23 protein-coding genes are annotated in these 23,341 nt (G+C 70.7%); 21 read left to right on the top strand and 2 right to left on the bottom strand.

Features of this window, described 5'->3' with window-relative positions; genetic code table 11:
- Nucleotides 1-138: 138 nt before the first annotated feature.
- The 3 genes from HG542_RS11755 (at nt 139) to HG542_RS11745 (ending at nt 3,129) form a co-directional block, all read left to right on the top strand.
- Nucleotides 139-1,380 (top strand): site-2 protease family protein, encoded by a 1,242-nt coding sequence (locus tag HG542_RS11755; RefSeq protein ID WP_227724576.1) that lies wholly within the window; start codon nt 139-141, stop codon nt 1,378-1,380.
- A gap of 149 nt (nt 1,381-1,529) precedes the next feature.
- Nucleotides 1,530-2,417, top strand: coding sequence for a tRNA (adenine-N1)-methyltransferase (locus HG542_RS11750; protein WP_171080361.1), 888 nt, complete (start codon nt 1,530-1,532; stop codon nt 2,415-2,417).
- Nucleotides 2,418-2,574: 157 nt separating this feature from the next.
- Nucleotides 2,575-3,129, top strand: coding sequence for a hypothetical protein (locus tag HG542_RS11745; RefSeq protein ID WP_171080359.1), 555 nt, complete (start codon nt 2,575-2,577; stop codon nt 3,127-3,129).
- 4 nt (nt 3,130-3,133) lie between these two features.
- Here HG542_RS11745 and HG542_RS11740 read toward each other — a convergent pair whose 3' ends face one another.
- Nucleotides 3,134-3,424 carry a ferredoxin gene (locus tag HG542_RS11740; protein ID WP_171080357.1) on the bottom strand — a complete coding sequence of 97 codons (291 nt, stop codon included), beginning with the start codon at nt 3,422-3,424 and terminating at the stop codon, nt 3,134-3,136.
- 248 nt (nt 3,425-3,672) lie between these two features.
- Here HG542_RS11740 and arc point away from each other — a divergent pair, with 248 nt between their 5' ends.
- From arc to prcA, 6 genes are all read left to right on the top strand, one after another.
- Entirely contained in the window at nt 3,673-5,439 is a 1,767-nt protein-coding gene (gene arc, locus HG542_RS11735) for a proteasome ATPase (protein WP_171080355.1), read from the top strand.
- 274 nt (nt 5,440-5,713) lie between these two features.
- Nucleotides 5,714-7,225 (top strand): depupylase/deamidase Dop, encoded by a 1,512-nt coding sequence (gene dop / locus HG542_RS11730; RefSeq protein ID WP_358342371.1) that lies wholly within the window; start codon nt 5,714-5,716, stop codon nt 7,223-7,225.
- A 161-nt stretch (nt 7,226-7,386) separates the two neighbouring features.
- Nucleotides 7,387-7,605: a ubiquitin-like protein Pup gene (locus tag HG542_RS11725; protein WP_058079921.1), complete on the top strand. Its 219-nt coding sequence runs from the start codon at nt 7,387-7,389 to the stop codon at nt 7,603-7,605.
- 45 nt (nt 7,606-7,650) lie between these two features.
- Nucleotides 7,651-8,241 (top strand): endonuclease VII domain-containing protein, encoded by a 591-nt coding sequence (locus HG542_RS11720; protein ID WP_171080550.1) that lies wholly within the window; start codon nt 7,651-7,653, stop codon nt 8,239-8,241.
- Nucleotides 8,193-9,035, top strand: a complete 843-nt coding sequence (gene prcB, locus HG542_RS11715; protein WP_171080352.1) for a proteasome subunit beta — start codon at nt 8,193-8,195, stop codon at nt 9,033-9,035. The genes HG542_RS11720 and prcB overlap by 49 nt, the downstream gene beginning before the upstream one ends.
- 58 nt (nt 9,036-9,093) lie before the next feature.
- The gene (prcA, locus tag HG542_RS11710; RefSeq protein ID WP_171080350.1) at nt 9,094-9,861 is read left to right on the top strand and encodes a proteasome subunit alpha; all 768 of its coding nucleotides are present in this window, start codon (nt 9,094-9,096) and stop codon (nt 9,859-9,861) included.
- Nucleotides 9,862-9,906: 45 nt separating this feature from the next.
- Here prcA and HG542_RS11705 read toward each other — a convergent pair whose 3' ends face one another.
- A complete protein-coding gene (locus HG542_RS11705) occupies nt 9,907-10,941 on the bottom strand; it encodes a LacI family DNA-binding transcriptional regulator (RefSeq protein ID WP_229922870.1) in 1,035 nt (344 codons plus the stop codon).
- Between the two features lie 141 nt (nt 10,942-11,082).
- On the opposite strand from HG542_RS11705, the gene HG542_RS11700 reads away from it, so the two are divergent.
- The 12 genes from HG542_RS11700 to HG542_RS11645 all read left to right on the top strand — a co-directional run bounded on the left by HG542_RS11700 (nt 11,083) and on the right by HG542_RS11645 (nt 23,334).
- Nucleotides 11,083-12,357: an MFS transporter gene (locus HG542_RS11700; RefSeq protein ID WP_227724584.1), complete on the top strand. Its 1,275-nt coding sequence runs from the start codon at nt 11,083-11,085 to the stop codon at nt 12,355-12,357.
- A 9-nt stretch (nt 12,358-12,366) separates the two neighbouring features.
- Nucleotides 12,367-13,728: a Pup--protein ligase gene (pafA, locus tag HG542_RS11695; protein WP_171080349.1), complete on the top strand. Its 1,362-nt coding sequence runs from the start codon at nt 12,367-12,369 to the stop codon at nt 13,726-13,728.
- Nucleotides 13,729-13,875: 147 nt separating this feature from the next.
- A complete protein-coding gene (locus tag HG542_RS11690; RefSeq protein WP_171080347.1) occupies nt 13,876-14,853 on the top strand; it encodes an FKBP-type peptidyl-prolyl cis-trans isomerase in 978 nt (325 codons plus the stop codon).
- Nucleotides 14,854-14,918: 65 nt separating this feature from the next.
- A complete protein-coding gene (locus HG542_RS11685; protein ID WP_171080345.1) occupies nt 14,919-15,290 on the top strand; it encodes an FKBP-type peptidyl-prolyl cis-trans isomerase in 372 nt (123 codons plus the stop codon).
- Nucleotides 15,291-15,409: 119 nt separating this feature from the next.
- Nucleotides 15,410-16,387 carry a helix-turn-helix transcriptional regulator gene (locus tag HG542_RS11680; protein WP_171080343.1) on the top strand — a complete coding sequence of 326 codons (978 nt, stop codon included), beginning with the start codon at nt 15,410-15,412 and terminating at the stop codon, nt 16,385-16,387.
- Nucleotides 16,388-16,408: 21 nt separating this feature from the next.
- Nucleotides 16,409-17,371 (top strand): helix-turn-helix transcriptional regulator, encoded by a 963-nt coding sequence (locus HG542_RS11675; protein WP_171080341.1) that lies wholly within the window; start codon nt 16,409-16,411, stop codon nt 17,369-17,371.
- Nucleotides 17,372-17,420: 49 nt separating this feature from the next.
- Complete coding sequence (locus tag HG542_RS11670) at nt 17,421-17,660, top strand: hypothetical protein (protein ID WP_171080546.1); 240 nt, start codon at nt 17,421-17,423, stop codon at nt 17,658-17,660.
- Between the two features lie 66 nt (nt 17,661-17,726).
- On the top strand, nt 17,727-17,933 hold the full coding sequence (locus HG542_RS11665) for a hypothetical protein (protein ID WP_171080339.1): 207 nt from the start codon (nt 17,727-17,729) through the stop codon (nt 17,931-17,933).
- 221 nt (nt 17,934-18,154) lie between these two features.
- On the top strand, nt 18,155-18,436 hold the full coding sequence (gene tatA, locus HG542_RS11660; protein ID WP_171080338.1) for a Sec-independent protein translocase subunit TatA: 282 nt from the start codon (nt 18,155-18,157) through the stop codon (nt 18,434-18,436).
- Between the two features lie 62 nt (nt 18,437-18,498).
- Complete coding sequence (gene tatC, locus HG542_RS11655; RefSeq protein ID WP_171080336.1) at nt 18,499-19,452, top strand: twin-arginine translocase subunit TatC; 954 nt, start codon at nt 18,499-18,501, stop codon at nt 19,450-19,452.
- Nucleotides 19,453-19,556: 104 nt separating this feature from the next.
- Nucleotides 19,557-20,462 carry a diacylglycerol kinase gene (locus HG542_RS11650; RefSeq protein ID WP_171080334.1) on the top strand — a complete coding sequence of 302 codons (906 nt, stop codon included), beginning with the start codon at nt 19,557-19,559 and terminating at the stop codon, nt 20,460-20,462.
- 43 nt (nt 20,463-20,505) lie between these two features.
- A complete protein-coding gene (locus HG542_RS11645) occupies nt 20,506-23,334 on the top strand; it encodes a DEAD/DEAH box helicase (protein WP_171080332.1) in 2,829 nt (942 codons plus the stop codon).
- Nucleotides 23,335-23,341: the final 7 nt, after the last annotated feature.

The following is a 23,341-nucleotide window of genomic DNA, read 5'->3' as shown; positions in this document are numbered from 1 at the left end:
CACAGAACCCTACGGCCCGTCACCGACAGCCGGGCGCATACCATCGACGGCAGGGGGCCCCGCACTGCATGATCGTGTGAAAAGACAGCGCACCGGGCGGGTGCGGGGAAACGCATCCGACGAGGGGACACCGACACCGTGGAGACAAGCGGCCAGGGCCGATCCGGCGGCGGGGGGACCGGCGGGCAGCCCGGCCCCGGGGACCGCAGGCCGCCGCGCCCACGAGGCAGCGGCGGCGGCATCCTCATGGGCCGGCCCTTCGGCGTACCCGTCTACGTGGCCCCCAGCTGGTTCCTCGTCGCCGCCCTGATCACCTGGGTCTTCGGCGGCCAGCTCGACCGCGTCCTGCCCGAACTGGGCCGCGCCCGCTACCTGGTCTCCCTCTTCTTCGCGGTCGCCTTCTACGCCTCCGTGCTCGTCCACGAACTCGCCCACACCGTGGCCGCCCTGCGCTTCAAACTCCCGGTGCGCCGCATCCAGCTGCAGTTCTTCGGCGGTGTCTCCGAGATCGAGAAGGAGAGCGAGACCCCCGGCCGCGAGTTCGTGCTGGCCTTCGTCGGCCCCCTGCTCTCCCTCGTCCTGGCCGGCCTGTTCTACCTCGGCTGGCTCGCCGTCGAGCCCGCCACCGTCCCCGGCGTCCTGCTCGCCGGGCTCATGATCTCCAACCTGCTGGTCGCCGTCTTCAACCTGCTGCCCGGTCTGCCCCTGGACGGTGGCCGGATGCTCCGCGCCGTCGTCTGGAAGATCAGCGGCCGGGCCATGACCGGAACCATCGCCGCCGCCTGGGTCGGCCGGGCCCTCGCCGTCTCCGTGCTCGTCGGCCTCCCGCTGCTCACCCACGGCGGCCTCGGCGACGCCCCCGCCGACTTCGGCGGCGTCGACTCCCTCACCGACGCGCTCCTCGCCGCCATCCTCGCCGCCATCATCTGGACCGGCGCCGGCAACAGCCTGCGCATGGCCCGCCTCCGCGAGCACCTGCCCGGCCTGCGCGCCCGCGCCCTCACCCGCCGCGCCGTCCCCGTCGAGGCCGCCACGCCCCTCTCCGAAGCCCTCCGCCGCGCCAACGAGGCGGGCGCCCGCGCCCTGGTCGTCGTCGACGGCCAGGGCACCCCGACCGCCCTCGTCCGCGAGGCCGCCATCGTCGCGGTGCCCCAGCACCGCCGCCCCTGGGTCGCGGTCGGCGGCCTCGCGCAGGACCTCACCGCCGAGATGCACGTCTCGGCCGAGCTCACGGGCGAGGACCTCCTGGAAACGCTGCGCGCCCACCCCGCGACCGAATACCTCGTGACCGAGGAGAGCGGCGAGATCTACGGCGTCCTGTCCACGGCGGACGTGGAACGCGCTTTCGTGGCCGCAATGGCCCGGCCGGGCGCCCCGTAGGGGCGCTGGGGGTACCCCCAGCGGTAGCTGGGGGAGGAACTGCGCGACCAGCCCCCACCGGCCCGCAGCCGACGCACATCCCCCTGACGGGGCGCCCCGCACCGCACGAGTGGTCAGCAGGCCGCAGGCCACCCGGTAGGCTGGGTCACATGTCCGAACCGACCGGTGCCGCCCGCCGTCGCGGGCCCTTCCAGGTCGGGGACCAGGTCCAGCTCACCGACCCCAAGGGACGCCACTACACCTTCACGCTCGAAGCCGGGAAGCAGTTCCACACCCACAAGGGTGCCTTCCCGCACGACGAGCTGATTGGTGCCCCCGAGGGCAGTGTTGTCCGTACCACGGGAAACGTCGCCTACCTCGCGCTGCGCCCCCTGCTCCCCGACTACGTCCTGTCCATGCCGCGCGGAGCCGCGGTGGTCTACCCCAAGGACGCGGGGCAGATCCTGGCCTTCGCCGACATCTTCCCCGGCGCCCGCGTCGTGGAGGCGGGTGTCGGCTCCGGCTCCCTGAGCAGCTTCCTGCTGCGCGCCATCGGCGACCAGGGCATGCTGCACTCCTACGAGCGCCGCGCCGACTTCGCCGAGATCGCCCAGCAGAACGTCGAGCGCTACTTCGGCGGCCCGCACCCCGCCTGGCAGCTCACCGTGGGCGACCTCCAGGACAACCTCTCCGACACCGATGTCGACCGGGTCATCCTGGACATGCTCGCCCCCTGGGAGTGCCTGGAGGCCGTCCGTAAGGCCCTCGTCCCCGGCGGCATCCTCTGCTGCTACGTGGCCACCACCACCCAGCTCGCGCGCACCGTCGAGTCCATCCGCGAGATCGGCTGCTTCGCCGAACCGCAGCCGTGGGAGTCGATGATCCGCAACTGGCACGTCGAGGGCCTGGCCGTCCGCCCGGACCACCGCATGATCGGCCACACCGGCTTCCTCGTCACCGCCCGCCGCCTCGCCGACGGCGTCGAGCCCCCCATGCGCCGCCGCCGTCCGGCGAAGGGCGCCTACGGCGAGGACTACGAAGGCCCCAACAAGGGCTGACCTCCCGGCCGTACACCACCGGCGCCGCCCCCGGGTCCCGCACACCGCGGAACTCGGGGGCGGCGCCGCTGCGTTGAGGGCGAGCCGCTGTTCCCCGGCGGCAAGTCGTATGACACGATGCGGAAGATCCACGTCCTCGCGCACCCTCAGGAGTCACGTGCACCCTGCCGGGCCACCGCCCCTCCCGCACGCCCGCCCCCGACCCGCGCACTGGCTCGGCACCGCCGCCGCCCTCGCCGCCGTGATCGCGGGCACCGCCCTGCTGGGCCCCGGCGACACCACCGCGCCCGTCGCCCTGCGCACTCCCGCGCCCGACGCCCGCGCCGCCCACTTCCCCCTGGACTGCGGCCGGGTGCCCGTGGAGGTCGTCAAGCAGGAAGCCGCGGACCTCGACGGGGACGGCCGTCCCGAGACGGCCGCCGTCGTGCGCTGCCGCGCCGGCGGGGGCACACCGCCCAGCGGCGTCTACGTCCTTGCCGCGCCCACCGCGAAGGGCGAACCGCCCCGCGTCGTCGCCACGCTCGTGGACCCGCGGCAGAAGATGAGCGTCACCGCCTTCACCGCGACGGACGACAGGATTTCGGCCACACTGCTCGGCTACTCCGGGGCGGGCGTGCCCCGATGCTGCCCGGATCTGCGCCGGGCGGTCGAATGGCGGTGGCGGGACGGGAAGTTCGGGCTCACCGCGCTTCCCGTCGCAGGAAGTGTCTGAACCGTCACTCCGCGTCGGGGCCGTAGACCTCGACGCCGTCGGAGACCCGGCGCACGTGGATGCAGTCGCCGGGGCACTCCTTCGCCGAGTCCCGGACGTCGTTCAGCAACGGCAGCGGAACGGGAGTCGTGGCACCCTTGTCCTGCAGCAGTTCGTCGTCCGCGCTCTTCACATACGCCAGGCCGTCGATGTCCAGCTCGAAGACCTCGGGCGCATACTGCACGCAGATGCCGTCACCGGTGCACAGGTCCTGGTCGATCCAGACTTCCAGCTCGCTGAGGCCTTCGTTCTGCACGGTCGTCTCGCCTGCCGTTTCCTGCGTACGTGAATCAAATGGAGCCAGCCCTGACGGGTGTTGACCGAGTCGACGATACAACCGCCCGCTTTCCGATGTTGATGGGTGGGTATCCCCCTCCCGTGAGGACGTGCGCAAGGGTGAAGATCGGACACACTCCTACCGGGTTTGTGATCTAGGGGTTTCAACCTGCACCGGCCCAGGTAGGGTCTGGAAGCGTCCAGCTCCCCTTGGAGGAGGTGAGGACCGTGGCAGCCCACGACGACGACATGAACCGCGGCATCCGGCCGGGACGAGGGTCTGACGACCCCGCGGGCCAGGTTGCCTACCTTGAGCAGGAGATCGCCGTCCTGCGACGCAAGCTCGCCGACTCTCCGCGTCACACGAGGATTCTCGAAGAGCGGATCGTCGAGCTCCAGACCAACCTGGCCGGCGTCTCCGCACAGAACGAGCGGCTCGCGAACACCCTGCGTGAGGCCCGCGATCAGATCGTGGCCCTCAAGGAAGAAGTCGACCGGCTCGCCCAGCCGCCCGCCGGCTTCGGCGTCTTCCTGCAGCCCAACGAGGACGGCACCGCCGACATCTTCACCGGAGGCCGCAAACTCCGGGTCAACGTCAGCCCCGGCGTAGAGCTCGAGGACCTCAGGCCCGGCCAGGAGGTCATGCTCAACGAGGCGCTGAACGTGGTCGATGCGATGGCCTTCGAGCGGCACGGCGACATCGTCACCCTCAAGGAGATCCTCGAGGACGGCGAACGGGCCCTGGTCATCGGACACACCGACGAGGAGCGGGTGGTGAGGCTCGCCGAGCCGCTGCTGGACGCCACCATCCGCCCCGGAGACGCCCTCCTGCTGGAGTCCCGCTCCGGCTATGTCTACGAGGTCATCCCGAAGAGCGAGGTCGAGGAACTCGTCCTCGAAGAGGTCCCGGACATCGACTACACGAAGATCGGCGGACTGGGAAACCAGATCGAGCTGATCCGCGACGCGGTCGAGCTCCCCTACCTCTACCCCGACCTCTTCAAGGAGCACGAACTGCGGCCGCCCAAGGGCGTCCTGCTCTACGGCCCCCCCGGCTGCGGCAAGACGCTCATCGCCAAGGCCGTCGCCAACTCCCTTGCCAAGAAGGTCGCCGAGGTCACCGGCAAGCCCGCGGGGAAGAGCTTCTTCCTCAACATCAAGGGCCCCGAACTGCTCAACAAGTACGTCGGCGAGACCGAGCGGCACATCCGGCTGATCTTCCAGCGCGCCCGGGAGAAGGCCGGCGAGGGCACCCCCGTCATCGTCTTCTTCGACGAGATGGACTCCCTCTTCCGCACCCGCGGCTCCGGCGTCAGCTCGGACGTGGAGAACACCATCGTCCCGCAGCTGCTCTCCGAGATCGACGGCGTGGAGGGCCTGGAGAACGTCATCGTCATCGGCGCCTCCAACCGCGAGGACATGATCGACCCCGCGATCCTGCGCCCCGGCCGGCTCGACGTGAAGATCAAGATCGAGCGCCCGGACGCCGAGGCCGCCAAGGACATCTTCTCCAAGTACCTGACCGAGACCCTGCCGCTGCACGCGGACGACCTGGCCGAGCACGGGGGAGACGCCCGGGCCACGGTCGACGGCATGATCCAGTCGGTCGTCGAGCAGATGTACGCGGAGTCCGAGGAGAACCGCTTCCTGGAGGTCACCTACGCCAACGGTGACAAGGAAGTCCTCTACTTCAAGGACTTCAACTCCGGCGCGATGATCCAGAACATCGTGGACCGGGCCAAGAAGATGGCCATCAAGGCCTTCCTCGACCACAACCAGAAGGGCCTCCGCGTCTCCCACCTGCTCGCCGCCTGCGTCGACGAGTTCAAGGAGAACGAGGACCTGCCCAACACCACCAACCCGGACGACTGGGCCCGCATCTCCGGCAAGAAGGGCGAGCGGATCGTCTTCATCCGCACCCTCGTCACCGGAAAGCAGGGCGCGGACACCGGACGCTCCATCGACACCGTGGCCAATACCGGCCAGTACCTCTAGCACCGCCGTCCGGCTGCGGATGTCCTTCCCCCGCCCCTCGGGGCGGCGGGCTCCCAGGACGTCCGCGGCCGGTCGTGTTTTACGGCCGCGCCAGCGCGGGCCCCGGCACGGCACGAACCGGAGCAATGACTGTAATGATCTCCCCAGCGCCGCAAAGCCGTTCTAGGCTCTCTGGTACCGCCGCGCAGCGCGTGGGGGACGCACACGGACCGGAAGCGCAGCGGTACTTGAGCGCGGACCCCATCCCGGGGCGCCGCCGGGCAAGGAGGGCCGCATGACCGTACGGCGAGTAATGGGCATCGAGACGGAGTACGGGATCTCCGTCCCCGGTCACCCGAACGCCAATGCCATGCTCACCTCGTCCCAGATCGTCAACGCCTACGCGGCAGCGATGCACCGGGCACGCCGTGCCCGCTGGGACTTCGAGGAGGAGAACCCGCTGCGGGACGCCCGTGGCTTCGACCTCGCCCGTGAGGCCGCCGACTCCAGCCAGCTCACCGACGAGGACATCGGCCTGGCCAACGTCATCCTCACCAACGGGGCACGGCTCTACGTCGACCACGCGCACCCCGAGTACAGCTCCCCGGAGATCACCAACCCCCGGGACGCCGTCCTCTGGGACAAGGCCGGCGAACGGATCATGGCCGAGGCCGCCGAGCGCGCCGCCCAGCTGCCCGGAGCCCAGCCGATCCACCTCTACAAGAACAACACCGACAACAAAGGCGCCTCCTACGGCACCCACGAGAACTACCTGATGAAGCGGGAGACCCCCTTCTCGGACATCGTGCGCCATCTGACGCCCTTCTTCGTCTGCCGCCAGGTCGTCACCGGCGCCGGCCGCGTCGGCATCGGCCAGGACGGCCACGAACACGGCTTCCAGATCAGCCAGCGCGCCGACTACTTCGAGGTCGAGGTCGGCCTGGAGACCACCCTCAAGCGGCCCATCATCAACACCCGCGACGAGCCCCACTCCGACGCCGAGAAGTACCGCCGGCTGCACGTGATCATCGGTGACGCCAACCTCTCCGAGATCTCCACCTACCTCAAGCTCGGCACCACCGCCCTCGTCCTCTCCATGATCGAGGACGGCTTCATCGCCTCCGACCTCGCCGTCGAACAGCCCGTCCGCACCCTCCACCAGGTCAGCCACGACCCCACGCTGCGCCGCCTGATCACCCTCCGCAGCGGCCGCACACTCACTGCCGTGCAACTGCAGATGGAGTACTTCGAGCTCGCGCGCAAGTATGTCGAGGACCGCTTCGGCGCGGACGCGGACGAGCAGACCAAGGACGTCCTGGGGCGCTGGGAGGACGTGCTCAACCGGCTCGAGCGCGACCCGATGAGCCTGTCCGGAGAGCTGGACTGGGTCGCCAAGCTCGAGCTCCTGGAGGGCTACCGCCGCCGCGACGGCCTGAACTGGGACGCGGCCCGGCTGCACCTGGTGGACCTGCAGTACGCGGACGTCCGTCCGGAAAAAGGCCTGTACAACCGCCTGGCCGCCCGCGGGAAGATGCGGCGGCTGCTGGACGAGACCGAGGTGGCCCGCGCCAGGACGGCCCCTCCGGAGGACACCCGGGCCTATTTCCGCGGCCGCTGCCTGGAGCAGTACGCGGACGACGTGGCCGCGGCCTCCTGGGACTCGGTGATCTTCGACCTTCCCGGCCGCGACTCCCTGCAGCGCGTCCCCACCCTGGAACCGCTGCGCGGCACCCGCAACCACGTCAAGGAACTCCTGGACCGCTGCCGCACCGCGGAGGAGCTGGTGCGGGTGCTGTCGGGCGGCTGAGCAGGGTCTTTAAGAACCGGGCGATCCGGGAATCATCCCGGTGGTTCCGGGACGTTGTAGCAAGTGCAGGTCGCGGGCGGGACCCGGCTTGTAGGGTCGATCTTGCACCGGGATCGCACGCAGAACGGAACTTTCGTCGACACACGAGCGGGGTGAGGGGCATGGCGACCAAGGACACCGGCGGCGGGCAGCAGAAGGCCACGCGTTCGACGGAGGAGGTCGAGGAGCAGGCGCAGGATGCGCAGGGCTCCGAGGACCTCAAGGAGCGGCACGAGAAGCTGTCGGACGACGTGGACTCTGTGCTGGATGAGATTGACGATGTCTTGGAGGAGAACGCGGAGGATTTCGTGCGCTCCTTCGTTCAAAAGGGAGGCCAGTAGGCTTTTTTGCCTTCGGATCGAAGGTGGAAGAGTGTGGGGTGGGTGATGGAAGCTGACGGGACGAAGCGCTGCACGCGGTGCGGCGAGGACAAGCCGCGAGAGTGCTTCGCGATCAAGCGGACCAACTTGGACGGCCTGCAGGGCCACTGCCGGGATTGCGGCTCGGACTATCACCGCGCACGTCAGATGGCGCTGGGCAGGAAGGTCCGCCCCAGAGTGGACGTGCCGGAAGGCCACAAGCTTTGCCTTCGCTGCGGGGAGACCAAACCGCATTCGGAGTGGCATCGGAACGCAACGGCCTCCGACGGCCTCTCGACGCGCTGCAAGGCGTGCCGTGCCGCCGAAGGCCGTGCCGGCCACCTCAAGCGCACCTATGGCATCACCGAAGCCCAGCGCGATGAAATGATCACGGCGCAAGCAGGCGTCTGCTGCATCTGCTTGGCAGCTTCGGCAGTCCATGTGGATCATTGCCACGAGACGGATAGGGTCCGTGGCGTGCTGTGCTTCAACTGCAACTCGGCACTCGGAAAGTTGAGAGATGACGTCGGCGTCATGCGCCGGGCCATCGCGTACCTGGAAGGAAACGTGTGGAAGCCAACCCTCGTAGCATCGGGCGTCTACCTGCTGCCTTCCTGACGCCCGGCTCCTCCTCGTTCATGGACTTCCTGGCCACCCACCAGCCCGACCTGCTCCCGCGGAACCGCCAGGTTCCGGCCCAGGGCGTGGTCGAGGCGCCGCACGGGACGACGATCGTGGCGGCCTCGTTCCCGGGCGGCGTGGTGCTGGCCGGTGACCGGCGGGCGACGATGGGCAACCTGATCGCGCAGCGGGACATCGAGAAGGTGTTCCCGGCCGACGAGTACTCGGCGGTCGGGATCGCCGGCACGGCGGGTCTCGCCGTGGAGATGGTCAAGCTGTTCCAGCTGGAGCTGGAGCACTTCGAGAAGGTGGAGGGCGTGCAGCTCTCCCTGGAGGGCAAGGCCAACCGGCTCTCCACGATGATCCGCAGCAACCTGGGCATGGCCATGCAGGGCCTGGCCGTGGTGCCGCTGTTCGCCGGGTGGGACGTGGACCGCCAGAAGGGGCGGATCTTCTCCTACGACGTGACGGGCGGGCGCTCGGAGGAGCACGGCTTCGCGGCGACGGGGTCGGGTTCGCTCTTCGCGCGCGGGTCGTTCAAGAAGCTGTTCCGCGAGGATCTGACGGAGCAGCAGACGATCACGCTGGTGGCGCAGGCGCTGTACGACGCGGCCGACGAGGACTCCGCGACGGGCGGGCCGGACCTGGCGCGCCGGATCTATCCGATCGTCACCGTGATCACGGACGAGGGTTTCCGGAGGCTCACCGAGGCCGAGTGCTCCGAGACCGTGCGGGCGATCCACGAGCGGCGGCTGGAGGAGCCGGACGGTCCGCGGGCCGCCCTGCTCTAGGGCTCGTCCCGGGGTTTCCTGCATGCTTTCGCCACTGACAGAAAGGGACGGATAGCCGGTGTCGACGCCGTTCTATGTTTCACCTCAGCAGGCCATGGCCGACCGTGCCGAGTACGCCCGCAAGGGCATTGCGCGCGGCCGCAGCGTCGTGGTGCTCCAGTACGACAACGGTGTGGTGTTCGTCGCCGAGAACCCGTCCCGTGCGCTGCACAAGGTCAGCGAGATCTACGACCGGATCGCCTTCGCCGCGGTCGGGAAGTACAACGAGTTCGAGAATCTGCGCATCGGCGGCGTCCGGTACGCGGACCTGCGGGGTTACACCTACGACCGCGACGATGTGACGGCGCGCGGCCTGGCGAACGTCTACGCCCAGACGCTGGGCACGATCTTCTCCAGTGCGGGCGAGAAGCCGTACGAGGTGGAGCTGATCGTCGCCGAGGTGGGTGCGGGTCCGGAGGACGACCAGATCTACCGGTTGCCGCACGACGGCTCGATCGTCGACGAGCACGGCTCGGTGGCGGTGGGCGGCAACGCGGACCAGATCAGCAGCTATCTGGACCAGCGTCACCGGGACGGGATGACGCTGGGCGAGGCGCTCAAGCTGGCGGTGGAGTCGCTCACGCGGGACACCAACGGCAGTGAGCGGACGCTGACCGCCGAGCAGCTGGAGGTCGCGGTCCTGGACCGGACGCGGCCGCAGCAGCGGAAGTTCAAGCGGCTGCTGGGCCGCCAGCTGTCCCGGCTGCTGGAGGAGGGGGCCGGGGCGGACGCCTCCGACATCACGAAGGACGAGGCCGAGGTGGAGGAGCCGGGTTCCGGGGACTGATTCCCGCCGTTTCCGCCACGTCTCCGCGCCGCGCGCCCCGCCGGGTCAACTCCCCGCGGGGCGCGCGGCGTTGTGTGTGGTGGAGCCGCGGGCGACCAGGTGGACGGGCAGGGCGTCGGCGGTGGGGGCGTGGCCGTCGAGCACGGCCATGAGGGCGCGCATGCCCGCTTCGCCGACGGCTTCGGCGGGCAGCCGGACGGTGGTGAGTTCGGGTTCGAGGGCGGTGGCCAGGGAGAGGTCGTCGAAGCCGGTGACGGAGACGTCCTCGGGGACCCGTAGTCCGAGGCGGCGGGCGGCCTTGCAGGCGCCGGCGGCGAGGACGTCGCCGTCGCAGACGAGTGCGGTGGGGCGGGGGCCGGGGCCGGTGAGGGCGCGTTCGGCGGCCTGCCGTCCGGCGGTGACGTCGAGTGCGGCGGTCTCGGTGCGGGCGAGGGCGGCGCCGGGGACGGTGCGGAGGGTGTCGGCCAGGGCGCGGGCGCGTTCGCGGAACGTCCAGGAGTCGACCTCGGCGGCGAGGTGGCCGAAGCGGCGGTGGCCGAGGCCGAGGAGGTGCCGGGCGATCTGGCGCATGCCGTCGGCGATGTCGAGGTTGACCGTGGCGGAGGCCTCGGGGTGCTTGGGATCGCTGTCGAGCATGACGAGGGGGAGGCCGCCCTCGCGGATGTCGTCGAGGGCGTCGGCGGCCATGGAGGAGGCGATGATGCCGTCGAGGGTGGCGCGGGCCGAGGCGAAGGGGTCGCGGGCGGGGCCGGTGCCGTCGGGGGAGGGGTAGAGCAGGACGCCGACGCCGTGTTCGGCGGCTGCGCGGGCGGCGCCGGTGTAGACGCGGGCGAAGACCTCGTTGGTGAGGGCCGGGACGACGAGGAGGGCGGTGCGGGTGCGGCCGAGGCGCAGGTTGCGGGCGGCGAGGTTGGGGCGGTAGCCGAGTTCGCGGGCGGCGTCGCGGACGGCCCCGGCGGTCCGCTCGGAGACGCGGCCGCGCCATTTTCCGCCCATGACCAGGGAGACCGTCGCCTGGGAGACCCCGGCAGCCCGTGCGACGTCCCGGCTGGTGGGCTTCTCCGTCACCTTGTCCGTCACGGGTGGGATGTCCCTTTCCTGCCGACCCGCGGTTGGACCCGGGGGTTGTGGCCATGGTACGTATAACTGCTTCAGTTATACGTAAAACCAGCCGGTAACCGGCGGGTCGGCAACAGAGTGTTCACAGACGGAAGGCGGACGATGGCGGCGGCAGCGGGCGGCGGCTACGGCGACATGCTCAGAACGCGGTACGCGGTACGGCTGCTCACCGGCACCTTGGTGGGACGGCTGCCGAACGCGACCGCGGCGCTGGCGATCGTGCTCTTCGTCCGCGCCCACGGCGGCAGTTACGCCCTGGCCGGCGGGCTCTCCGCCGCGTACGGCGTGGCCAACGCTGTCGGCCAGCCGCTGCTCGGCCGGGCCGTCGACCTCCGCGGCCAGCTGCGGGTGATGCTGCCGGCGGCGGTGCTGGCGGCGGCCGGTATGACGGTGTTCGCCGTGGTGGGCCCGGAGCCGCTGCCGGTGGCCTACGCGGCCATGATCGTGGCCGGCTTCTTCACGCCGCCGATGGAGGGCGGGCTGCGGGCCCTGTGGCCGTCGGTGCTCAAGGGCAAGGAGGAGCGCATCCACGCCGCCTACGCCCTCGACGCCGTCGCCCAGGAGTTCATCTACGTCTTCGGCCCACTGATCGTCACCGGGCTGATCGCCTGCTGGTCCGAGGCGGGCTCGCTGTTCGTGATCAACGTCCTCGGTGTGCTCGGCACGCTGGCCGTGGTCACCTCGGAGCCCTCGCGGCAGTGGCGCAGCGAGCCGCGTGACGCCCACTGGCTGGGAGCGCTGCGCTCGCCCGGGCTGCGCGTGGTGCTGTCGGCGTTCTTCTTCATCGGCACGGCGATGGGCTCGATCGCGGTCGCCGCGGTCGCCTACGGCGACGGGCACGGCGGCGGCATGGTGTCCAGCTACCTGCTTTCGGCCGTCGGTGTGGGTGCCCTGATCGGTGGCTTCGTCTACGGGGCCCGGCAGTGGCCGGGGACCCCGGAGCAGCGGCTGCGGGTGCTCGCGGCGGCGATGGCCGTGTGCTACCTGCCGCTGCTGCTGGTGCCGGGCGTGGTGCCGATGACGGTGCTCGCCGGTGTGGCCGGTGTCTTCCTGGCGCCGTCCCTGGCGTGTGCGTTCGTCGTGGTGGACCGTCATGCGCCGCAGGGCACGGTGACGGAGGCGTTCTCCTGGCTGGTGACCTCCTTCGGTGTGGGTGCGGCCATCGGTACGGCGTTCGTCGGTCCGGCGGTCGAATACGGCGGTGCCACCGCGGGGTTCGTGGTCGCCGTGGGCGGTGGTGCGGCTGCGACGGCCGTCCTGCTCGGAGCCCGGCGCTTCCTGCAGGCTCCGGCATCCGTCTCGACGGTCGTGGCGCGGTCGGAAAATGATCGGAACGGGGCTGTCGAACCCGGTTTCAGCACGGAGCATCAGGCGTAGTGTTCAGGCATGGACCGCCGCATTTTCGGGCTGGAGAACGAGTACGGCGTCACGTGCACCTTCAGGGGACAGCGCCGGCTGTCCCCTGACGAAGTGGCGCGGTACCTCTTCCGCCGTGTCGTTTCCTGGGGCCGCAGCAGCAATGTCTTCCTGCGCAACGGCGCCCGCCTCTACCTCGATGTGGGCTCGCACCCGGAATACGCAACTCCCGAGTGCGACAGCGTGACCGAGCTGGTCACCCACGACAAGGCGGGCGAGCGCATTCTCGAGGGTCTCCTCGTCGACGCCGAGCGCCGCCTGCACGAGGAGGGGATCGCGGGCGACGTCTATCTCTTCAAGAACAACACCGATTCCGCCGGGAACTCCTACGGCTGCCACGAGAACTATCTCGTCGCGCGGCACGGGGAGTTCTCGCGTCTTGCGGACATCCTCATCCCGTTCCTGGTGACGCGGCAGCTGCTGTGCGGGGCGGGGAAGGTGCTGCAGACCCCGCGGGGGGCGGTCTACTGCGTGAGCCAGCGCGCGGAGCACATCTGGGAGGGCGTCAGCTCCGCCACCACGCGCTCGCGCCCGATCATCAACACCCGGGACGAGCCGCATGCCGACGCCGAGCGGTACCGCCGTCTCCATGTGATCGTGGGCGACTCGAACATGTCCGAGACGACCATGCTGCTGAAGGTCGGCGCGACGGACCTCGTGCTGCGCATGATCGAGGCGGGCACGGTGATGCGGGATCTGACGCTGGAGAACCCGATCCGGGCGATCCGCGAGGTCAGCCACGACATCACGGGCAGACGCAAGGTGCGTCTGGCCAGTGGGCGGGAGGCCTCGGCCCTGGAGGTCCAGCAGGAGTACTACGAGAAGGCCGTGGACTTCTGCGAGCGCCGCGGCATCCGCACGGGGACGGTCGAGCGGGTGCTGGAGCTGTGGGGGCGGTCCCTGGAGGCGATCCGGGACGAGGACCTGGACCGTATCGACACCGAGATCGACTGGGTGATGAAGTACCGCCTCATCGAGCGGTACCGGGCGAAGAACAACATCACCATGTCGCATCCGCGCATCGCGCAGATAGACCTCGCGTATCACGACATCCACCGTCGGCGGGGGCTGTACTACCTGCTGGAGAAGCGCGGGCAGGCGGCGCGGGTGTGCAACGACGTCAAGATCTTCGAGGGCAAGTCGGTGCCGCCGCAGACCACCCGGGCCCGGCTGCGCGGTGACTTCATCCGCCGGGCGCAGGAGCAGCGGCGGGACTTCACCGTCGACTGGGTGCACCTGAAGCTCAACGACCAGGCGCAGCGCACCGTGTTGTGCAAGGACCCGTTCCGTTCGGTGGACGACCGGGTGGAGAAGCTGATCGCCGGAATGTGAGCGTCCGGCCATGCGGCAAAGGGCACGGATGTGCGCCGGGTCCACCGGACCCGGCGCACATCCGTGTCGGGCAGGGTTGATCGGTGCGGCACAGGCCGTAGAGTGACGGGCACTGCCCAGCGACCCCCCTAGCCCGAGTTGGACTTCATGAACCACACGAAGAACACGCGTCGCCTCGCCGCGGCTCTGGCCGTGCCCGTCCTGCTGCTCGCCGCCGCGGCGTGCGGGAACGACGGTGGAGGATCGTCGGAGTCCAAGGTCACGGTGGAGGGGAAGTTCGGCGAGCAGCCCAAGATCTCCACGCCGAAGGGCGCCAAGCCGTCGGACAAGATGGTCGTCAAGACCCTCACCGAGGGCACGGGCGAGAAGGCGGAGAAGGGCTCGTACGTCCGCCTGGACTTCGCCGGGCAGACGATGAAGGACGACAAGCCCCTCGGCGGCACCTGGTCCACCCAGGACAAGTCGGCCAAGGGCCCGCGCCGGCAGATGGTCCAGCAGCTGGGCCAGCCGAGCCAGGAGATGCCGGCGAAGGTGCTGGACGCGGTGGTCGGGCAGAAGGCCGGCAGCCGGATCGAGGTCGAGGGCACCGCGAAGGCGCTCATCGGAGACCAGCTCAACCCGCAGGCCGGGGTGAAGCCCGAGGACGGCCTGGTGTGGGTGATCGACCTGGTCGGTGCGCAGAAGGTCGACGCCAAGAGCGAGGCCAAGGGCGAGCAGGCCAAGCCGGAGGACGGCATGCCCGAGGTGAAGCCGAACTCCCAGAAGGCCGCCGACATCACCATCCCCAAGGACACCAAGCCCCCGACGGACCTGAAGCAGCAGGTGCTGATCAAGGGCAGCGGTCCGGAGATCAAGGCGGGTGACGGTCTGATCGCCCAGTACACCGGTGTGAAGTGGGAGGACGGCCAGAAGTTCGACTCCTCCTGGGACCACGCGGGTGCCACGGCCTTCCAGATCGGCACGGGCTCGGTCGTCCAGGGCTGGGACCAGGGCCTGGTGGGCAAGCACGTCGGGGACCGGGTGGAGCTGGTGATCCCGCCGAAGCTGGGCTACGAGGGCCAGGCGCAGAGCGGCCTGGACAAGAACACCCTGGTCTTCGTCGTCGACATCGTGGGCAAGGTCTGAGAACAGATCACGATCTGCCAGAATTGCACGGCTGTCCGCAAGACAACGTTCGTAGGAGCACTTTCGTGAACATCGACAAGCCCGAGGTCGACTTCCCGGGCGGCGAGCCGCCGGCCGACCTGGAGATCAAGGACATCTGGGAGGGCGACGGGGCGGTCGCCAAGGCGGGCGCCATGGTGAAGGTCCACTACGTGGGCGTTTCCTTCTCCTCGGGCGAGGAGTTCGACGCCAGCTGGAACCGCGGTACCCCGCTGGAGTTCAAGCTCGGTGCCGGCCAGGTCATCGCCGGCTGGGACAAGGGCGTCCAGGGCATGAAGGTCGGCGGCCGCCGCCAGCTGATCATCCCGCCGCACCTGGCCTACGGCGACCGCGGCGCCGGTGGCAAGATCGCGCCGGGCGAGACCCTGATCTTCGTCTGCGACCTGGTCGCCGTCTGAGACGCGTTGTGATGTGAAGGGCCCGGGGCCCGTGCCTGCGGGCGCGGGCCCTCGGCTTTTGCCGTGGCAGCGGCGAGCGGTACGGTCAGCGGTTGAGAGCACAAGTAGAGAGGGCGTCGATGGCGATTGCCAAGGCCGAGCGGCTGATGAGTCTGGCGCTGTGCCTGCTGGGCACCCGCCGGCCGCTCAGCAAGCGGGAGTTGCGGGGATCCATTGAGGCCTATCTGGAGGCCTTCGGGCCGGGCAATGGCGCTGTCGAGGGCAGCGATGACGCCTTCAACCGGATGTTCGAGCGCGACAAGGACGACCTCCGCGAACTCGGCCTGATCATCGAGACGGTGGAGAGCGCCGACGGCGAATTCGGCTACCTCGCCCGCCGGGACAGCAACCGCCTCCCCCCGGTCACCCTCGATGTCGAGGAGGCCGCCGCCCTCGGTCTCGCCGCCAAGGTCTGGCAGCAGGCCCGCCTGGCCGGTGCGGCCAGCGGTGCGCTGCAGAAGCTGCGCGCCGCCGGGATGCCGCTCGCCGAGGACTCGTACGGCCACCTCGCGCTGGAGCCGCGCATCCCCGTCCACGAGTCGGCCTTCGAGCCGCTGATGCTGGCCGCCCGCGACCGCCGGACCGTCACCTTCGACTACCGCAAGGCGAACGCCGCCCGCCCCGAGCAGCGGCACGTCGAGCCATGGACCCTGGAGTGCTGGCGCGGCCACTGGTACCTGGCCGGCTGGGACCGCGACCGGCAGGCCGAGCGTGTCTTCCGGCTCTCCCGCATCACCGGCCGGGTCCGCTCCCGGGCGCTGCCCTTCACCGCTCCCGTCCCCGACCACGTCACCGTGCGGGAGACGGTCGAGAGCTGGGCCGGTGAGACGGCCACCGGCACCGCCCTGATCAAGGTGCGGGCCGGGCACGGCTACCCGCTGCGCGCCCGGGCCACCGCCACCCGCGACCTGGGCGGCGGCTGGGACGAGCTGGAGATCCCCTACGGCCATGGGCTGGACGCCTGGCTGGTGGAGTTCGGCCCGGACGTGATCGTGCTCGAACCGGCCGAGCTGCGGGCCGATGTGATCGACCGGCTGCGTGCCGTGGCCAAGGGCTGAGAGGAACGGACCGAACTACTCATGGCCACCAACGCCATCGACCAGACCCGTCGGATGCTGTCGCTCGTCACCTACCTGCGCGAGCGCCCCGGCGCCCGCGTCGCCGACGTGGCCCGCGCCTTCGGGATCACCGAGGACGAGCTGATCGGCGACCTCGATGTGCTGCCCATGTGCGGCACCAGCTTCCGCGGCGGCGACCTGCTGGACATCGACACCGACGGCGACCGCATCTGGTGGCACAACCCCGACGCCTCGGGCACCAGCACCGGCGAGCCGCTGCGGCTCGCGGCCGACGAGGCCACCGCGCTGCTGGTGGCCGCCCGCGCCGTCGCCACCCTGCCCGGGCTGCGCGAGGGCGACCGGCAGGCGCTGGTCCGCGCCACCGCGAAGATCGAGGCGGCGGCCGGGGAGGCCGCGGGCGCCAGTTCGCGGCTGTCGGTCAGCTTCGAGTCGGAGGGCGGCGTCTTCGCCGAGGTCGACCGGGCCATCTCCGAGCGCCGCCGGCTCTGGCTGCGCTACTACTCGCCCGCGCGGGACGAGCTCACCGAGCGGGAGGTCGACCCGATCCGGCTGTTCGCCGTCGGCCGCACCTATATGGAGGCCTGGTGCCGGCTCACCGAGGCCCGGCGCACCTTCCGGCTGGACCGGGTGGCCGAGATCCGGCTGCTGGACGCCCCCGCCGACCCGCCGCCCGTCGAGCTGCGGGACCTGTCCGAGGCACTGGTCCAGCCGGCCGCCGAGGACCCCGAGGTCGTCATCGAGGTCGGCCCCGGCGGCCGCTGGGTCGCGGAGTACTACCCGCACGACAGCGCCGAGGAACTGCCCGAGGGCGGGCTCCGGATCACCCTGCGCGCCCCCGACCCGGCCTCGCTGCGCCGGCTGGCGCTGCGGCTGGGCCGCGACGGGCGGATCGTCTCCCCGCAGGAGCTGGCGGACAGTGCGCGCGACGCGGCCCGCGAGGCCCTCGCGGGCTACGGCGAGTGAGCGGCCACGGCGAGAGGAGGCCGCAGTGAACGGTGTGAAAGGGGATGTGATGGACGGGTGCACGACGGCCGCCGCGGTCTTCAAGGCCGCCTGCCCCGACTGCCGCAACAGCTTCGAGCTGGCCGCGGGGGCGCTGCGGCTGGCGATCGGCGCCAGCGACCGCACCACCTTCTACTCGTTCACCTGCCCCGACTGCGGCTCCGCGGTGCGCAAGCCCGCGGGGGAGCGGATCGTCGCGCTGCTGACCGGCGGCGGCGTACGGACGCTGCGGCTCCACATCACCGCCTGAGCCGTCCGAGCCGTCCGCCTGGTCCGAACTGCCTGACCTGCCCGTTTCCCCCGATAGGCTCGCCCCATGCTGTGGCCCATGATCGCCGTCGTCCTCGCCTTCTGCGGCATCGCCGTGCTCGGGGTGCTCTCCGTGCGCGTCTTCGTGGAGGTGAGGCGGCTGTCCCGGCAGGTGGCCGACAGCTCGCAGCGCATCACCCGCGCGGCCGAGGAGCTGGAACGGGCCGCGGTCCCGCTGGCCTCGCAGACCGCACAGGTGCTCCACCGGGACTGAACCGGCGCTCGCCCGGCGCCCTGCTGGGGCGTGGAACCGGACGGGTAGTCTGGTTCCGGCGGCCCTGGTGACGAGGCGGAGGGCCGCAACTGGGAGTATGCAGAGGGATTGCCCGGCGTTCACCGCTGCGCGTTACGATCGCTGCGGTACGTCTGGTGGACATTTGTCCGCTCAGTCGCCAGTCCCACCCCCATCCCGCTTCGGTGAGAAGGTACACGCATATGTTCGGACGGCTCGGCGCCCCCGAGATCATCCTCATCCTCGTCGTGGTCGTGCTGGTGTTCGGCTCGAAGAAGCTGCCCGACATGGCGCGCTCCCTCGGCAAGTCCGCGCGGATCCTCAAGAGCGAGGCCAAGGCCATGCGTTCCGAGGGGCAGAACAACGCCTCCGCCCCGGCCGACCCGCCCGCCGACGCCCAGAGCCCCCGTACCATCAAGGCTGCCCCCGGCGACACGACCTCCCGCCCGGTGAACGAGCCGGGCGACCGCACGACGCAGCACTGAACCGGGCAATGATCAGGACGGCGCCGTCTGCCGCCGTCTGCCGCACGAGATAGGGACGTGGGTTGGCCAACTCTGCCCGCAAGAAGGTGAAGGACCCCGAGGGCCGGATGCCCCTCGTGGAGCACCTGCGCGAGCTGCGCAATCGCCTCGCGAAGTCCGTGGTCGCCATCGTCGTGGTGGCCGTGGTCGCGGCCTTCTACTACAAGGACATCATCGAGGTCTTCAAGCATCCGATCCAGCAGGCGATCGGCTGCCAGGTCTCCTTCTCCGAGCTGTCGCAGAAGGACGCCACCAAGACCTGCGGCAACATCACCATGTCCGGCCTCGTCGGGCCCTTCACCCTCATGGTGAAGGTCTCGCTGGTCTCCGGCCTGGTGCTGTCCAGCCCGGTCTGGCTGTACCAGCTGTGGGCGTTCCTGGCGCCCGGGCTGCACAAGACCGAGAAGAAGTACGCGCTGGGCTTCGTCGCCGCCGGTGTCCCGCTCTTCGCGGCGGGCGCCTACTTCGCGTACTGGGCCCTGCCCGCGGCCGCGAAGGTCCTCATCGACTTCACGCCCTCGGGCGTCACCAACCTGCTGCCGCTCGACGAGCTCATCGATCTCGTCACGCGCCTGGTGGTCGTCTTCGGCCTCTCCTTCGAGCTGCCGCTGCTGCTGATGATGCTCAACTTCGGCGGCATCCTCTCCGGGCGCCGGATGCTCGGCTGGTGGCGTCCCATGGTCATGGGCGTCACGGTGTTCGCCGCGGTGGCCACGCCGACCGTGGACCCGTTCTCGATGTTCCTGCTGGCCGGCCCGATCATCGTGCTCTACTTCATCGCCGTCGCCATCGCACTCGTCAACGACAAGCGCAAGCAGCGGGCCAACCCGGACCGCGACCTGGACGACGACGAGGCGGCCCCGCTGGACCTCACCCCGCAGCCCATCGGCGACAGCGAACCGCTGCCCGCCCTGCCGGAGCAGTCGTCCACCGACGGCGCGCACTCCACCGGCCGCGGGTACGACGACGCGACCTGACGCACCAGGAGCTGACGAGGGGCGGCCGCCGATGCCGGCGACCGCCCCTCCGTCGTTGTCCGAACTGGTGCGGTCGCCCGACTACCAGCCGGTAGGGTCCCCGGGTGACCAGCGACATCACGCTCTTCGTCAACCCCTCCGCGGGGCGCGGCCGCGGCGCCCGCGCCGCGCGCCCCGCGGCCGCGGCGCTCCGCGACGCCGGGTTCCACGTCCGTACCGTCGTCGGCACCGACGCCCCCGATGGGCTGCGCCGCGCGCGGGAGGCGGTCGCGGGCGGGACGGGTGCGCTGATCGCCGTCGGCGGCGACGGCATGGTCTCGCTCGCCCTCCAGGCCGTGGCCGGCACCCCGACCCCGCTCGGCGTGATCGCCGTCGGCACCGGCAACGACTTCGCCCGCGACAACCGCCTGCCCGTGCGCGACCCGGCGGCCGCCGGGCGGGCCGTCGCCCGCTCGCTCAAAGGGGACGGCGGCCGGCCCGTCGACCTCGGCCTGGCCGGCGGCACCTGGTTCGGCACCGTCCTCGCCTCCGGCTTCGACTCCCGCGTCAACGACCGCGGCAACCGGCTGCGCTTCCCCACCGGGCGGCTGCGCTACAACGTCGCGATGATCGCCGAACTGGCCGCCCTGCGGCCCGTCCCGTACCGGATCCGTCTCGACGACGGCCCCGAACAGCAGCTGGAGGCGACCCTCGTCGCCGTCGGCAACGCCGGCTCCTACGGCGGCGGCATGCGCATCTGCGCCGGCGCCCGCCTCGACGACGGGCTCTTCGACATCACCGTCGTCGGCCCCTGCAGCCGCTCCACCCTGCTCGCCGTCTTCCCCCGCGTCTACCGCGGCACCCACCTCGGCCACCCCTGCGTCACCGTCCACCGGGCCGCCAGGGTGACCCTGGAGGCGGACGGGATCACCGGCTACGCCGACGGCGAGCCGCTGGGACCGCTGCCGCTCACCGCCGAGACGGTGCCTGGGGCCGTGCGCCTGCTGGGGGCCGCACAGCGCGAGCGGTAAAGATCAGGTGGCTGTCATACGTGCCCGGTAGGCTCGTAGCAAGATGACCGACGACATGTCCCCTGCTGAGCGCTACGCCCTGGCCAGGCAGCGCGCCGCCGAGCAGGCCACCGCGCTTGCGCCGTTCCGTGAGATGTACGACTTCGAGCTGGATCCCTTCCAGATCGAGGCCTGCAAGGCCCTCGAAGCCGGAAAGGGTGTGCTGGTCGCAGCCCCGACCGGCTCGGGCAAGACCATCGTGGGCGAGTTCGCCGTCCACCTGGCCCTCACCCAGGGCCGCAAGTGCTTCTACACCACGCCCATCAAGGCGCTGTCGAACCAGAAGTACAGCGACCTCGTCAAGCGCTACGGCGCCGCCAAGGTCGGCCTGCTCACCGGCGACAACAGCGTCAACGCCGACGCCCCGGTGGTCGTGATGACCACCGAGGTGCTGCGCAACATGCTCTACGCCGGCTCGACGGAGCTGATCGGCCTCGGCTACGTGGTCATGGACGAGGTGCACTACCTCTCCGACCGCTTCCGCGGCGCCGTCTGGGAGGAGGTCATCATCCACCTCCCGGAGTCGGTGACCCTGGTCTCCCTCTCGGCCACCGTCTCCAACGCCGAGGAGTTCGGCGACTGGCTCGACACCGTCCGCGGCGACACCGAGGTGATCGTCTCCGAGCACCGGCCCGTCCCGCTCTGGCAGCATGTGCTGGCCGGGCGGCGGATGTACGACCTCTTCGAGGAGAAGGAGAACCGCGGCGGGACCCCCGGCACCGGCCGCCGCGAGGTCAACCCCGACCTGGTGCGCCTGGCCCGCATGGAGAACAGCCGCCCCATGGCCGGCCGCGACCGCCGCCGCGGACGGAACCTGCGCGAGGCCGACCGCGAGCGCGACCGGCGCCAGCGCAGCAGGATCTGGACGCCCAGCAGGGTCGAGGTCATCGAACGGCTCGACGCCGAGGGCCTGTTGCCCGCCATCACCTTCATCTTCAGCCGCGCCGGCTGCGAGGCCGCCGTCCAGCAGTGCCTCTATGCGGGCCTGCGGCTCAACGACGACGCGGCGCGCGCCCGGGTCCGCTCGATCGTGGAGGAGCGCTGCGCCGCCATCCCCGATGAAGACCTGCACGTCCTGGGCTACTTCGAGTGGCTGGAGGGCCTGGAGCGGGGCATCGCCGCGCACCACGCGGGCATGCTGCCGACCTTCAAGGAGGTCGTCGAGGAGCTCTTCGTCAAGGGCCTGGTCAAGGCCGTCTTCGCCACCGAGACGCTGGCGCTGGGCATCAACATGCCCGCGCGCTCGGTGGTGTTGGAGAAGCTCGTCAAGTGGAACGGCGAGCAGCACGCCGACATCACGCCCGGCGAGTACACCCAGCTGACGGGCCGCGCCGGGCGGCGCGGCATCGACGTCGAGGGCCACGCGGTCGTGCTGTGGCAGCGCGCCATGGACCCGGCCGCCCTCGCGGGCCTGGCCGGTACGCGGACGTATCCGCTGAGATCCAGCTTCAAGCCGTCCTACAACATGGCGGTCAACCTGGTCTCCCAGTTCGGGCGGCACCGCTCCCGCGAGCTGCTGGAGACCTCCTTCGCCCAGTTCCAGGCCGACAAGTCGGTCGTCGGCATCTCCCGCCAGGTCCAGCGCAACGAGGAGGGCCTGGCCGGGTACCGCGAGGCCATCGAGTGCCACCTGGGCGACTTCGACGAGTACGCGCGGCTGCGCCGCGAGCTCAAGGACCGCGAGACGGAGCTGGCCAAGCAGGGCGCCGTGCAGCGGCGGGCCGCGGCCGCGGCCGCGCTGGAGCGGCTCCGGCCCGGGGACGTCATCCACGTGCCCACCGGCAAGTTCGCCGGCCTGGCGCTCGTGCTCGACCCCGGCACGGCCCCCGGCCGCACGGACCGGCACCGCGGCTTCGACCCCCACGAGGGGCCGCGCCCGCTGGTGCTCACCGCCGAGCGGCAGGTCAAGCGGCTGGCCCCGATCGACTTCCCGGTGCCGGTCGAGCCGCTGGAGCGGATGCGCATCCCCAAGTCCTTCAACCCGCGCAGCCCGCAGTCCCGGCGCGACCTCGCCTCCGCGCTGCGCACCAAGGCCGGGCACATCGAGCCGGACCGGCACCGCAAGTCCCGCTCGGCCGCCGTGGACGACACCGAGATCGCGCGCCTGCGCGCCGCGATCCGGGCGCACCCCTGCCACGGCTGCGACGAGCGCGAGGACCACGCGCGCTGGGCCGAGCGCCACCACCGGCTGCTGCGCGACACACGCCAACTGGAGCGGCGCATCGAGGGCCGGACGAACACGATCGCCCGCACCTTCGACCGCATCTGCGCGCTCCTGACCGATCTCGACTATCTGCATGGCGACGAGGTGACCGAGGACGGCCGTCGGCTGGCCCGCCTGTACGGCGAGCTGGACCTTCTGGCGTCCGAGTGCCTGCGCGACGGCGTGTGGGAAGGCCTCAAGCCGGCCGAACTGGCCGCCTGCGCCTCGGCGTTGGTGTACGAGGCCCGTGCGGCGGACGAGGCGGTGGCGCCGAAGCTGCCGTCGGGTGCCGCGAAGGAGGCGCTCGCCGAGATGGTCCGCATCTGGGGCCGGCTGGACGCCCTGGAGGAACAGCACAAGATCAACCAGGCCGAGGGCGTCGGCCAGCGCGAGCCGGACCTGGGCTTCGCGTGGGCCGCCTACCGGTGGGCCTCCGGCCATGGGCTGGACGAGGTGCTGCGGGAGATCGAGATGCCGGCGGGCGACTTCGTGCGGTGGTCGAAGCAGCTGATCGACGTACTGGGGCAGATCGCGGCCGCGGCCCCTGCGGGGAGCGCGGTGGCGCGCAACGCGCGGAAGGCGGTTGACGGGTTGTTGCGGGGTGTTGTGGCGTACTCGTCGGTGGGGTGATTCGGCT

It is taken from the genome of Streptomyces morookaense, assembly GCF_013030945.1.
In the GTDB taxonomy this organism is placed as follows: Bacteria; Actinomycetota; Actinomycetes; order Streptomycetales; family Streptomycetaceae; genus Streptomyces; species Streptomyces morookaensis.
Note: the sequence above shows the minus strand (reverse complement) of the source record. Positions and strands in the feature narration are given on the sequence as shown.